General features: G+C 68.2%; 10 protein-coding genes. 5 read left to right on the top strand and 5 right to left on the bottom strand.

Annotation, left to right across the window (positions count from 1 at the left end):
• Positions 1–82 precede the first annotated feature (82 nt).
• Complete coding sequence (locus BLT40_RS11270) at positions 83–703, bottom strand: YrbL family protein (protein WP_090353119.1); 621 nt, start codon at positions 701–703, stop codon at positions 83–85.
• A gap of 132 nt (positions 704–835) precedes the next feature.
• On the opposite strand from BLT40_RS11270, the gene BLT40_RS11265 reads away from it, so the two are divergent.
• The 5 genes from BLT40_RS11265 to BLT40_RS11245 all read left to right on the top strand — a co-directional run bounded on the left by BLT40_RS11265 (position 836) and on the right by BLT40_RS11245 (position 8,273).
• Positions 836–2,761, top strand: coding sequence for an LTA synthase family protein (locus BLT40_RS11265; protein ID WP_090353115.1), 1,926 nt, complete (start codon positions 836–838; stop codon positions 2,759–2,761).
• 178 nt (positions 2,762–2,939) lie between these two features.
• Entirely contained in the window at positions 2,940–3,347 is a 408-nt protein-coding gene (locus BLT40_RS11260; protein ID WP_036109366.1) for a GntR family transcriptional regulator, read from the top strand.
• The gene (locus BLT40_RS11255) at positions 3,347–4,282 is read left to right on the top strand and encodes an ABC transporter ATP-binding protein (protein ID WP_255363999.1); all 936 of its coding nucleotides are present in this window, start codon (positions 3,347–3,349) and stop codon (positions 4,280–4,282) included. Before BLT40_RS11260 ends, BLT40_RS11255 begins: the two co-directional genes overlap by 1 nt.
• 29 nt (positions 4,283–4,311) lie before the next feature.
• On the top strand, positions 4,312–6,153 hold the full coding sequence (locus BLT40_RS11250) for a hypothetical protein (RefSeq protein ID WP_090353113.1): 1,842 nt from the start codon (positions 4,312–4,314) through the stop codon (positions 6,151–6,153).
• Positions 6,154–6,173: 20 nt separating this feature from the next.
• The gene (locus BLT40_RS11245) at positions 6,174–8,273 is read left to right on the top strand and encodes a S9 family peptidase (RefSeq protein ID WP_090353110.1); all 2,100 of its coding nucleotides are present in this window, start codon (positions 6,174–6,176) and stop codon (positions 8,271–8,273) included.
• A 38-nt stretch (positions 8,274–8,311) separates the two neighbouring features.
• Here the strand turns inward: BLT40_RS11245 and BLT40_RS11240 are convergent, their stop codons facing one another.
• From BLT40_RS11240 to BLT40_RS11225, 4 genes are all read right to left on the bottom strand, one after another.
• Positions 8,312–10,549 (bottom strand): GAF domain-containing hybrid sensor histidine kinase/response regulator, encoded by a 2,238-nt coding sequence (locus BLT40_RS11240; RefSeq protein ID WP_176809149.1) that lies wholly within the window; start codon positions 10,547–10,549, stop codon positions 8,312–8,314.
• A gap of 79 nt (positions 10,550–10,628) precedes the next feature.
• On the bottom strand, positions 10,629–11,498 hold the full coding sequence (locus BLT40_RS11235) for a cobalamin-binding protein (RefSeq protein ID WP_090353105.1): 870 nt from the start codon (positions 11,496–11,498) through the stop codon (positions 10,629–10,631).
• Positions 11,495–12,283, bottom strand: a complete 789-nt coding sequence (locus tag BLT40_RS11230) for an ABC transporter ATP-binding protein (protein WP_090353102.1) — start codon at positions 12,281–12,283, stop codon at positions 11,495–11,497. The genes BLT40_RS11235 and BLT40_RS11230 overlap by 4 nt, the downstream gene beginning before the upstream one ends.
• Complete coding sequence (locus BLT40_RS11225) at positions 12,280–13,290, bottom strand: FecCD family ABC transporter permease (RefSeq protein ID WP_090353099.1); 1,011 nt, start codon at positions 13,288–13,290, stop codon at positions 12,280–12,282. Before BLT40_RS11225 ends, BLT40_RS11230 begins: the two co-directional genes overlap by 4 nt.
• Positions 13,291–13,311: the final 21 nt, after the last annotated feature.

Below are 13,311 nucleotides of genomic sequence, written 5' to 3'. Positions count from 1 at the left end.
GCTCCTACAGGGCTACGGCACCCACCAAACGCCGCGCTCTGGCAGGAGCCAGCCCTGCTGGCGATCCAATCTTGCCGAGGCCTCAAAGCGCAGGCGCTTCGGCCTTCGTCCGCCTCACCATCCGCTCGTACTTCTTGTTGGTCCGCGACGCGTTGTGCGCCCGATTCATCGAGCAGTGCGGAATGATGTTCTTCTCGCCGAAGCCATCGATCATCACCAGCCGCGGTCCGCCGCGGGAATCCTCGCCGTACACCACGTTCCAGGCATGCAGGTCGGCCGCGATCACGTTATGGCTGAGCAGCCGCGCATGGAAACTTTCCAGCTCCTTCTGCGTTACGGCGGTGAACCCCTCGGCCTTGACCCAGTCGTGGAGGGTGGGCGCCAGACCACCGTCGGGCCGGCGCACCTTCTCCACGATCTGCCCCAGCCCGATGTCGGTCATCTCCAGACCGACGACCCGGGCGATGGGTACGTCGTCATAGCCGCCGGTATAGATGCTGCTGACGTATTCGCGGAACTCGCGCACGAAGTCCTTGTAGGGGCCGCTGCGGGCCATGCGGCGATACCACGGGGCGGCGTTCCAGCGCGCTTCGATCGATTCGCTGGCGATGACCTTGATCAGCAGGTCGGGCTCGTCGGGATGCTGGTACACCTCGCGGACATGCCCGGTGGCGATCGGCTTGGCTTCGGCCAGTCTGAACATCGTGGATCCTCATGCGGCGGCATGAAAGCCGGCTGTAAGTCGTTCGTGGGGCGCACAGTGTAAAGTCATGCGCCTGTAACTGGCGTTTTTCCACGCGTGGCGGCCCGCCACGCCCCGGTCCGGACTTCCATCGTGCGCAAGCTTACCTGGCGTTTCATCGTCGCCGTCCTCGTCTTCCTGACGCTTTCGCGCGTCGGCCTGTCCGTCTGGCAGTGGACCCGCGTCCACGATGCGGGCGGCCTCTGGCCGATCCTGCTGGGTGGCTGGCGCATCGACCTCTCGCTGCTGGCCATGGTGGTTGCGCTTCCCGCGCTGTTCTCGCCGTGGCTGGGCCACCGCCGCTGGCCCACCCGGATCGCGGCATGGTGGTTGCGCTTCTGGTGGCTGCTTTACGTGCTGCTGGAGGTATCGACGCCGCAGTTCATCGCCGAATACGACACGCGTCCGAACCGTCTCTACTTCGAATATCTGACCAGCCCGCACGAAGTCGCCTCCATGCTGTGGCAGGGCTACAAGCTCTCGGTCGGCGCGGGCCTCATCGTCTTCGCGCTGATCGCCTGGCTGGGCTTCCGTCTGCTGCCGACCCGCCAGCCGGATCGTGCGCCGCTACGCGGCTGGTTGCGCCCGGTGGTCACGGTGCTGGCCTTCGCCGTGCTGTTCCTGGCCGGCCGCGGCACGTTGCAGCATCGTCCGCTGAATGCCTCGCAGGTCGCCTTCACCAACGACGCGATGGTCAACACGCTGCCGCTGAACTCGCTCTATAACGTGCTCAACGCCGCGCTGGCGCTGGGCAACGAGCGGTCGGCCTCCGCCGTCTACGGCAAGATGCCGGAAGACGAAATGAACCGCATCGTGCGCCAGACCGCCGGTTTCGACGGCGCGCCGCTCGACCCGCAATACCCGAGCCTGCATCGGCAGGAGCCGACGCGTCAGGGTGACAAGCCGCTCAACCTCGTGATCATCCTCGAGGAGAGCCTGGGTGCGCAGTTCGTCGGCAGCCTCGGCGGCGCCGGTTACACCCCGGAGCTGGACAAGCTCTCCAATGAAGGCTGGTGGCTCGAGCGCACGTACGCCACGGGCACGCGCAGCGCGCGTGGCCTCGAGGCGACCACCACGGGCTTCCTGCCCACCCCTGCCGAGGCCGTCCTGAAGCTTCCGCGCAGCCAGCGCGACTTCTTCACCCTGGGTGCGCTGCTCGACACGTTCGGTTACCACACGCGCTTCCTCTACGGCGGCGAAGCTCACTTCGACAACATGCGCTCGTTCTTCTATGGCAACGGCTTCAATGAAGTCGTCGACCGTGCGACGTTCAAGACCAGCCCGCAGTTCGTGGGTTCGTGGGGCGCGTCGGACGAGGACATGTTCAACGAACTGCATCAGCGTCTGCTCGACGACGGTGACAAGTCCACGTTGACCGTCGCATTCTCCGTGTCCAATCACACGCCGTGGGAGTACCCGGCCGGCCGTATCAAGGCCGAAGGCGATCCGGCAAGCAACGCCAACGCGGTGCGCTACGCGGACTGGTCGATCGGCCGCTTCTTCGAGCGTGCGAAGCAGTCGCCGTACTGGAATCACACGGTGTTCCTGATCGTTGCCGATCACGACGCACGCGTGTTCGGCGCGAGCCTGGTGCCGGTGCGTCACTTCCACATTCCGGCACTGATCCTCGGCGCGGGCGTGCCGGTGAAGAAGGACGATCACATCGTCAGCCAGGTCGACCTCGCGCCGACGCTGCTCTCGCTGATCGGCATTCGCAGCGAGCATCCGATGCTCGGCGCGGACCTGACCCAGCGCTATCCGGACCGCGCGATCATGCAGTACGGCGACAACTACGGTTATCTCAAGGGCGACCAGCTGATCGTTCTGCGCCCGAATCAGGCGCCGACGCAGTACCACTACCTGCTCGATCACGAGTATTCCGCCAATGGCGAAAAGCTCGTCCCCGTCGCGGTGGATCCGTCACTGGAAAAGACCGCGCTGGCGCATGCGTTGTGGCCGAGCTGGGCGTACAGCAAGCAGCGCTACCGCCTGCCGCCGAAAGCCGATACCGAGAAATAACCGGCTAAGCGGCTTATAAGCCATGCGGGGGCCGCCGATGCGGCGATAGCCAGTACGTCACGTGCTGGTTATTGCCGCCGACGCAGCGCCTCGGGACGATTGGCCGGCATACGGACCTGTTGACGGGACAGGCGCGTTTTTGCTGTACTACATGCACTAGTACACATGGTGCACTCCGATGGCTCGTACCCAGGCCCTTCCCATCCAGATCGCCACGGGCGATTCCCGTCCGATCGGCAAGCAGATCGTCGACGCCGTGCGCTTACGCATCGCCACGGGAGAACTGCAGCCCGGGGCGCAGTTGCCGAGCGTGCGCGGTCTGGCCCAGCAGCTGACCGTCAACCCGAACACGGTGGCCAAAGCCTATGCCGAACTGACGGCGGAAGGCTGGCTGGAGTCGCGACAAGGCCTCGGCCTCTACGTCGCGCCACCTCGCCAGCGGCTGAGCGAGGACGAGCGCGACCGGCGCATGGACGAAGCGATCCAGACCTTCGTGCATGAAGTGGCGGCGCTGGACTATCCGCCTGAGCGCGCCATGGGCCGCCTGGACAAGGCGCTGGCCGTGCTGACCCGGAAGTCGGCCTGATGTATTTCCAGGGCAGCGACATGCATCGCGCGAACGACTACGTCGTCGAAACACGGGCGCTGAGCAAGCGTTACGGTGGCAAGGTCGCCATCGACCAGCTCGATCTCGCCATCGCGCCGGGCAGTATCCACGCCATCGTCGGTGCGAACGGCGCGGGCAAGTCCACGCTGTTCCGCATCCTGCTCGGCTTCCTGCCGGCCACCTCGGGCGATGCGTGGATCCTCGGTCGCGACTGTCGCGACCTGCGCCCGGAAGACCGGCAGCGGATCGGCTTCGTCAACGAGGAGCACACCCTGCCCGGATGGATGACCGTAGCTGCCGTCACCGCGATGCAGCGGCGCCAGTACGCGGCCTGGAGCCAGCCGGCGTTCGACGAGGTCATCGGCCATTATCACGTACGCCCCACGCAGAAGGTCTCGCAGCTGTCGCGCGGCGAGCGGGCCGGATTCAATCTCGCGCTGAGTCTGGCCCAGCGTCCGGCGTTGCTCGTGCTCGACGAGCCCACCCTGGGTCTCGACGTGGTGGCCAAACGCGCGTTCCTGGAGACGCTGCTGCATTCCAACGCGGTCGAGGGCTGCACGGTGATCTACTGCTCGCACCAGATGGAGGAGATCGAGCGCGTGGCCGACAACCTCATCATCATGGAGCGCGGCGCGCTGAGGAATGTCTCGCCTCCCGACGAGTTCCGCGCACGTGTCGCGCACTGGGTGGCCGACATCCCGTTCCGCGGGCCCGACCCGCGGGTCGTTCCCGGGTTGCTCGACGCGCAGCGCATCGACGGCATCGAGCATTACCTCGTGCTCGACCAGGGCGACGGCTTCGCCGATTTTCTGCGCGCCAGCGGCGCACGCGATATCCATCGCCTGCCGGTCAGCCTCGACCGCGCGGTGAACGGCTTCCTCTCCAAACACCACGCCGTGCCGACCGCGGCGTGACCGCCACGCGTCGCACAGGGAGAACGATCATGCGTGACCTGTTCAAGGCCGAATGGCTGCGTTACCGCCTCTGGGTACTGCTTTACGCCACCGCTCATCTGCTGGCCCTGGCATTCTTCATGCGTCTGGTCGATATGGGCCAGCAGCCGATCCACGTCTTTCGCATCATCGGCGCCTGCTACGTGCTTACCGGCATCCTGCTCGGGCTGCATCAGTACGGCACATGGCGGCGGCCCAATCAGTGGCTGAACCTGCTGCACCGCCCGCTCGCGCCCCGTCGTATCGCCGCCGCGCTGATCGGGGCGGGACTCGCGGCGATCGCCTGCGCTGTCGTGCTGCCGGTCCTCATCGCACTGGCATGGCAGGCACGCGGCACGGGCCACGTGGTGGACCTGCGTCACCTGATCGTACCGGCCGCCGCCGGGTTGGTCGGTTGCGCCGGCTACTTCGCCGGCGCGTACGGCGTGCTCGCGGACAGGCGCTATTCGTCGTGCGCGCTGGTCTTCCTGTTCTGGCTGTTCGTCGCGCAGGCCAGCGGCCCGCCGCTGCTCGCGGTCCAGGGCCTGGCCTGCGTCTGGTTGCTGGCGCTTCTGCTGGTCGCGTTCCGGCCGGATCTGGGCGCGGCGCCGCGCTCGTTGCCGGCCATCGTCCTGACCGCCGTTCCCGTGCAGATCGCCGCCTACCTGTTGCTGAATCTGCTGGGCTTCATGGGCGAGCTCGCGTGGATCATGCAAGGCACCCACCCGGTGAACATGGCGACGCCCCCACACGGAGGCTTCGTCGAAACCGAACGCATGACCGGCCGCGAACGCATGCTGGCCGGCCTGCAAGACGCGGGTAACGGACAGGCGCCGATCTGGCGTGAGCAAGTGTCGCTGTCCGACGTGCACGAGATCGAGCGGCAGCTGCCGGATGTCACGCCGTGGCAGGAGATGAGCAACACCGTGCCGACCGCGTTCGATGACGTCGACATGCGCATTCGCTGGACTTTCAGCCACGACCGCATGCGTTTCGAAGGCATGCGGCTCACGGATGGCCGGCGCGCGGGCGAACTCGGTGTGGGTGCCGGCAACGCGGCGTTCCCCGCCATCGCGACACCTGCCGGCATCCTGCCCGGCATAGGTAAGGGCGATGTGGCACTGATAGCCGGGCAGACGTTGTATCAGTACGTCGCGAACGTGGGACGCATCGTGCCGCGTCTGGTCGTCGGTAAAGGCGAGCGGCTGCTCGGTACGCAGCCGGTGGGCGGAAGCCTGGTGATCCTCAGCGACCGTGCGCTCTATGTGTTCGACGGAAGGCATCTGCTCGACGCGCCGGTCCCGCCGGCGGCGCGACAACGCGTGACGATACCGGGACTGCCCGGCGACCAGACGCGCGCCGAGATGGTCGAGCTGGTCGACGGCTATCTGGTCTCGTTCACCTTCAGCCGCCGTCCTTTCGACATGCTCGGAGCGCCGCCGTACCAGACGGTGCTGTGGGTCGACGACCAGGGCGACGTGGTTCCGGTGGCGACACGCGCGCTGGATCCGGATTTCCCCGTGTTCTATCGGTATCGCATCTGGTGGTTCTCGCCGGTCCTCTACACCTTGCGCGATCGGGCGACCGGCCTGTTCGCCACGCCGTCGCCGTATCGCGAGTACGCGACGCCTCCCGTGCCCGCATCGATGCGCTGGCTCGCCGCGGTGTTGTCGCTCTTCGCGGCGTCGATCGGGGCGTGGGTCGCATGGCGTCGCAGCCTGTCCCTCGGCAGTCGCCTGGCCTGGACGGCGACCTGTGCGCTGGTCGGGCTGCCCGCGGTCGCCAGTCTGGCGTTGATCGTGCCGCGCGCCGAGCGCGCGGTTCGCCCGTTGGCGACTCCCGCCACCGTCTGATCCGTTACTAGGAGACCGTAATGAATTCGTGCCGGCTATGGTTCGGGGCGCTCATGGCGCTCGCCCTCGCGATGCCCGCGCTGGCGGCTGACGGCGCCTTCGCCGACGCGCTGCGACGCGAGCGCTCGCGACCGGCGTCGCCTCGCTTCGAGCGGGCGGCGTTTCTGGTTCGGCCGTCCGTGACGGCGGTGTCCCTCTCCCCGGACGGCCGGCAAATGGCGTGGCTGCGCGGACCGGAGGACGGACGCTCGCTGTGGCTGGCCCCGACCGACGCCGGCGAGGCGCGCCAGGTCCTGGCCGGCAGCGACGCGACGGATCTGCTCTGGTCGCACGACGGGCGCTGGCTGCTGCTGGTGTCGCCTCGACATCTCTTCGCGCTGGCCGCGGCGGGGCAGGCGGGAACGCGCACCCTCATCGAACTCGGCGGCCCGGGTGGGCGTGAGGTGATGGAGGTGGACGCAACGTCGCCCGCCGCGGTCATCGTTCGCGAGCGCGTCCTGGACGCCGACGGTGCGCCCGGTGGCTGGCGCCTCTCCCGCGTGCGGGTCGATGGTCAGCAGGAGCGGCTGGCCGACGCGGTGGGCAGGATTACGGGCTTTGCATTAGCGGACGATGGCCGCCTCGGCTGGCTGCAGCAGGTCGATGGCGCCGGTGTCGACACGTTGCGCATCGATCGCGACGGACACCGGGAGCGCGTGCTCCGGTGCGATGCGATGTGGCGTTGCGCCCTGTGGCCGGTGCTGGACGCCGATGCGCGTGCCCTTTTCATGAGCGACATCGGCGGCAGCCTCCGTCGCCTGCAGCGACTCGAGCCGGACGGTTCGATGCGGCCGCTTGCCGGCGACCCCGCACAGGTGGCCGATGTCGACGAGGCGACCGCGGATCCTGCCACCGGGCGCCCGACGATCCTCGCGTATCGCGGCATCGCATGGGCGGCGCAGGGGCTCGATCCCGCGACGCAGGCGCGCGTCGACCGGATCCGCGCACGGTTTCCGGGCAAGGCGCTGCGCTTCCAGCCGGGCGCGCATCGCTGGCTCGTCGTCGAGCGGGGTGGAGCGCAGCAGGATGCGCGGTACCACCTCTTCGATCCCGCGCACGACCGCTTTACCGAAGTGCTCACGACGCCACCGCTGCGTGGCCGCGACGGCGGCGTGGCGTCATGGCTGCCCGATGCGTCGATGGCGACGCAGCTGCCGTTCGACTGGACGGCGTCGGACGGGATGCGCCTGCATGGTTTCGTCCGCGTGCCGCCCGGGGCCGACCCGGCGACATTGCCACTGGTCTCCCTGGTCCATGGCGGTCCGTGGGGCAATGTCGCCGCCGACGAATTCGGCACGGGGGTCTCGCAGTTTCTGGTGAATCGCGGCTATGCGGTGTTCGAGCCCAACTTTCGCGGGTCCACCGGTTTCGGCCGCGACTATATGCTCGCCGCGCAGGGCGACTTCGGTAACGGGCGCGTGCAACGCGACATCGTCGAGGGCGTGCGCGCACTACTCGCTGCGGGTGTCGGTGATCCACGCCGGGTGGGTATCGTCGGCGCGTCGTTCGGTGGTTATTCGGCGTTGCTCGGCGTGACGTGGCAGCCCGAACTGTTCCGGGTGGGTGTGGCGCTCGTGCCGCCATCGGACTTTGCCTGGGACATCGCCTGGATCACGCGTTCGACGGAGGCCAACTCGCTCTCGTCGCCGCTGCCGTTCGAACTCTGGATGACGCAGGTTGGCCTGGGTGACAGGGGCACGCTGCAACGCATGCACGACGAGTCGCCGCTGGCCAACGCGACGCGTATGCGACGCCCTCTGACGATCATCGCCGGCGGCGACGATCAGCGCGTGGCCTTGCGCGGTGTACTCGGATATGCGGCGCAGCTGAAACACCTGGATCGTGACGTGACATTGCTGGTCGATCCGGCCGCGGGACACAGCAACGAGCGGCCACTGGCACGGGAAGCAAGCCTGTACCTCATCGCCGATGCCCTGCACCGCCATCTCGGCGGCATGGCCGAAACACCGCCGGACCCTGCCATGCGCGACTATCTCGCGGCCAATCTGCGACTCTCCGGCGATGCCCTTACCACGGCGTCATCCGCCAGCCCTGCGACATCGCCTGCAGACGCGCGCTGAAGGCGAATTCAGAGGAGAGACCGGTGTCCCGCCGTCGATCAGGCCTGCGCGCGCTTCAGGGCGCGCGCCAGAATCTCGGTGAGCGCACCCTGCGAGAAGGGTTTGGCCAGACGCGGGATGTCGACGTGCGCGCCGCCGGCGAGGTCGGCGTAGCCGGTGACCATCACCACTGGCAGTGAGGGGTCCCGCTCGCGGAGACGCTGGGCCAGCTGTGCGCCGGTCATCTGCGGCATCGCGTGGTCGGTGAGGACGAGATCCACCGGGGTGCGCTCGAGCAGGCTGAGCGCCTCGGCGCCTGAGCGCGCGGTGACCACGCGGTAACCCAGCTCCTGGAGCATCTCGGCCGTGGTCGCCCGGACCAGGTCGTCGTCGTCGACGGCGAGAATGCAGGGCGAGTCCTCCCGCATGGGATTCGAAGGCACGAGGACCGGCGTGTCCGTGACGGGCGCCGGATCGTCACCCGCATCGGCGTCCGTCGCGGGCAACCAGATCTCGGCGGTCGTGCCGACGTCGGGACGGCTGGTAAGGAAGAGAGAGCCGCCCAGTTGCTCGGCGAGCCCGTGGACCATCGACAGGCCGAGGCCGGTCCCCTTGCCGACGCCCTTGGTGGTGAAGAACGGCTCGGTGGCCCGCTTCAGCGTCGCGTCGTCCATGCCCGCGCCCGTATCGCTCAGCGACAGGCGCACATAGCGACCAGCGACGAGCGGACCATGCGCGTGGTTCACGTCCACGCCGTCGATGTGGATGGCCATGGTGCCCACACCGTCCATCGCGTCGCGCGCGTTCACGGCGAGGTTGAGCAGGGCGGATTCGATCTGGTTGGCATCGCCCTCGATCGTCGCCGGTTCCGGGCCGAAGCGGGTTTCGATGACGATCGTCGGACCGAGCGAACGCTGCATCAGCTCGGTCATGCCCTCGACCAGCACGCGCAGGTCGATGCGTTCGGCTTTCAGATCCTGCCGGCGGGCGAAGGCGAGCATGCGCCGGGTCAGCACCGCTCCACGCTCCGAGCCCGAGCGCGCGGTGTCCACGAGCCGCAACAGTTGCGGTTCCTCCGGCAGGCGCTCACGCAGCAGTTCGAGGCTGCCCTGGATGACCATCAACAGGTTGTTGAAGTCGTGCGCGATGCCGCCGGTGAGGTTGCCCAGCGCCTCCATTTTCTGCGCCTGCATGAGCGCCTCCTCGGCCTGCATCAGCGCGGCCGTGCGTTCGTGGACCTTGGCCTCGAGCGCTTCACGGAAACGGCGGTCGCTCTCGCGTACGGCGGCCTCCGCACGCACGCGTTCGATATGCGACCACGACCGTTCGACCACTTCGGAGAGCAGCGCGAGGTCATCCGGTTGCCAGTCGCGGGCTTCGCGGTCGTGGACCGCCATCAGCGCGGTGAGCCGGCCACCGCGGATCAGCGGCATGCAGATGGTGGCGCTGGCCCCGAGTTGCTGGAACGCTTCGGACTCCTCGGGCGGCAGTTCAGCCCGGTTGTCACGGACGATGTACGGCTTGCCCGCGGACAGGCTGGTCACCGCGAGGCGGCCGAAGTCCGTCAGCTTGTAGCGACCGACGATGCTGGGAGAGCCCGGGGCGCACCAGTCGCCGCGGATGGTGAAACCGTTCTCGTCCTCGTCCATGTCGGCGTAGGCGCAGATGGACACGCCCAGATGCCTGGCGAGCATGCGCGTCGTCGTCGCGAGCAGCTGGTCGGCATCGGTGTATTTGGCGGTGGATTCGCGCAAGGTGTCGAGGAAGCGCAGGCGCGCCTCGTTGCCGCGGATGGACTGCTCGGCGCGGACCCGTTCGGTGGTCTCCACCACGATGGCGATGACCCCGCCCGGGCTGCCGCTTTCGTCGACGACCGGCGAGTAGTCGAGGTTCATCCAGACCGGCTCGGGCAGGCCGCGCCGGATCAGCGTCAGTTGCTGATCCTTGTACGCGAGCGTGCCGCCGGCAAGGCCGACGCGCATCACGTTGTCGTTGAAATCGGCGATCTCGTCCCAGCCCTTGCGCACTTCGGAGCCTAGCAGCTGTGGATGGCGCCCTCCCGCAAACACGGAATAGGCGTCGTTGTAGATCATGTAGCCCTTCTCGCCCCATAGCAGCACGATGGGCACGGGGGAAAGCAGCAGCAGGCCGGTGGTCGTGCGCAGGCTCTGCGGCCATCCCTCGAGCGGCCCGAGGTCGGTGGTCGCCCAATCGAACGCACGGATGAGCGCGCCGGTCTCGCCGCCGCCGTCGAGCCAGGAAAGATCGGGATTGTGACCGGCCGGAGCGCCTGGCATCGGGCGTATTTCCATCAGCGTTTCGTGTCGTCCCGAGTCTAGGCAGGCAAATGTGACGACGACCGCAATGCTGGAACCGTCAGTGAGCCGCCCGTTTCCGTGCTTCGTCGATGACCCGGCACAACTCGGCCACGCCCGGCAGGATCGATGGCGAGGGCAGGGCCAGGGTAGGCGCGTCGAGGGGCACGACGTTGCCGTGTCGCACGGCGGCGAGGAAGCCGGTCTTGCGCCACTCCGCCAGCGATGCGCCGGCGTCGCCGCCGCCGAGAATCACGTCAGGGTCGCGCGCCAGGACGGCCTCGCGCGTGACCATCGGCGCGGCCTGGGTCAGGTCGGCGAAGACATTGGCGCCGCCGCAGAGCGTGATCGCGTCGTCGATGATCTGGGCGTGGCCGATCGTCATCAGCGGCCGGTCCCAGATCTGGTAGAAAACCTTGAGCCGCGGCTTGCCCGCGTAAGCCGCACGAAGCCTGCCCAGTTCGGCCTCGAACGCGGCGGCGTCGCGGTCGGCCACCGCCTCGGTACCGGCCAGCCTGCCGAAGCGTCGGGTGGCCGCGGCCACGTCCGCCAGGCGCGTGGTCTCGGCGTAGAACACGGGCACGCCCAGGCGCGACAGCTTTTCGACCTGCGCGGCAGGCGTGCCGCTTCGCCACACGACGATCACGTCCGGCTTCAGTCCCACGATGCGCTCGAGGTCGAGCATGGTCGCGTCGCCGATGATCGCGATGTGCTTCGCGTCGGCGGGATGGTCGCTGTAGCGTGTGGTACCGACGACGTAAGGCCCCGCACCGGCCGCGAACAGCGCATCGGTGATGCTCGGCGCGAGGCTGACGATGCGCTTCGCCGGTGCTGGCAGGGTGACCGTGCGCCCTGCGTCATCGGTCACCGTCACCGAGGGGGAGGCGGGGAGTGCGATCAGCATGGCGAGCAGGGCGAGCGGACGGATCATCGGGAGACACCGTTGAGGCGTTCGGCGCGGAAGAACAGCTCGTCGCCCAGCGTGACGCCGTGGATGGGATGACGGAACGCGGCCGAGAGATGCCCGCTCGTGATCACGTCGTTCGTTCGGCCGGCCAGAGCGCCGCCCTTGCCATCCATGAGCACCGCATGCGTCGCATGCTGGAAGGCCAGGTTGATGTCGTGCACGGTGTAGATCACCGACTTGCCGTGGTCCGTGGCGACGCGCATCAGCTCGTGCAGCGTCTTCATCTGGTGGTGCAGGTCGAGCGACGTTAGCGGTTCGTCGAGCAGCAGCAGGTCGACATCCTGCGCGAAGAGCGTGGCGATGTTCACGCGCTGGCGTTCGCCACCGGACAGCGTGGTGACGTCGCGGCCGGCCAGTTCGGCCAGCTCGAAGGTTTCCAGTGCCCGCCGCGCCGCGTCGTCCCCTTCGTCGCCCCACGCCCAGAACGACAGGCGGGGATGCGTCGCGGAGACCACGGCATCCAGGACCGACAACGAAAACGCGTCGACCACCGACTGGGGAAGGAAGCCGCGGCGTCGGGCGAGGTCGAGCGGACGGTAGTTGGCGATGTCGTGCCCGCCGAGCAGGACCTGGCCACCGTCCGCAGCGCGTAAGCCGGCCAGTGTACGCAGCAGCGTGGACTTGCCCGCGCCGTTGGGGCCCAGCACGCACCACACCTGGCCCGGTACCACGCTCATGTCGAGCGCGCGCACCAGTTCTCTTCCGCGCACGGTCAGACTGAGGGATTCGGTGGTCAGGCGGGTCGTCATCGCCGGTGCACCAGCAGGAACATGAAGGTCGGCACGCCGATCACCGCCATCACCGCGCCGACGGGGAGCTGGATCGGGTCCGCGACCACACGGGCCAGCGTATCCGCGACCGTGACGACGATGCCGCCACCCAGCGCGCACGCCGGAATCAGCACGCGCTGATCGTTGCCGACCAGGCGTCGTAACGCGTGCGGGACCACCAGTCCGACGAAGCCGACCGTGCCGGCCGTGGTCACGGCGATCGCGGTGGCGACCGAGGCGATGACGAAGATCGCGGCTTTCACGACCGGTGGCCGCACGCCGAGCGCGCTGGCCGACTCTTCGCCGCGCATCAGCAGGTTCAGCTGACGGCCCAGCGGCGCGACCAGCAGCACGCATGCGAGCAGGGCGAGCACGGGCAGCGACCAGTTCGCCACGCCGCTCAGATCGCCCATCATCCAGAACAGCATGCCGCGCAGGTTCTTGTCCGGCGCCAGCACCAGCATCATGCTGACGATGGCTCCCAGCCCCGCGGCGAGCATGACGCCGATCAGGATGAGGTCGGTGGAATCGTCGCGATGCGCGGCGCGCTGGCGCGACAGCAGATCCCGGTGAGCGAGGACGAACACCGCGACGCAGGCGAACAACGCACCGCCGGCCGCACCGGCGGCGACCGCCAACGCACCCGCGCCGGCAAGCATGGCGCCCAGGGCGCCCACCGCGGCGCCACCGGACAGCCCTAGGGTATAGGGGTCGGCCAGCGGGTTCCGCACCAGAATCTGCATCAGGCAGCCGGACAGCGCGAGCAGCCCGCCGACGCCGTACGCCGCGACGCTGCGCGGCACGCGCAACTCCCAGACGATCGCGTGCATCGGTGTATCGGCGGCGCTGAAGAGTGCCCGCCACGACGCGGCGATGGTCGAGTCGGTCCCGCCCAGGAGGAGTGAGGCGGCCAGCACCAGCACCGAGGCGAGCAGCATGCCCGACCACAGCCGGACGGCCGAGGCGAAAGTAGCCGTGCGCGGCATCCGCGTTGTTTCGCCTGTGCT

The sequence above is a fragment of the Dyella sp. 333MFSha genome (assembly GCF_900102405.1).
Taxonomy (GTDB): domain Bacteria; phylum Pseudomonadota; class Gammaproteobacteria; order Xanthomonadales; family Rhodanobacteraceae; genus Luteibacter; species Luteibacter mycovicinus.
This window is presented reverse-complemented; position numbering and strand designations above follow the sequence as displayed.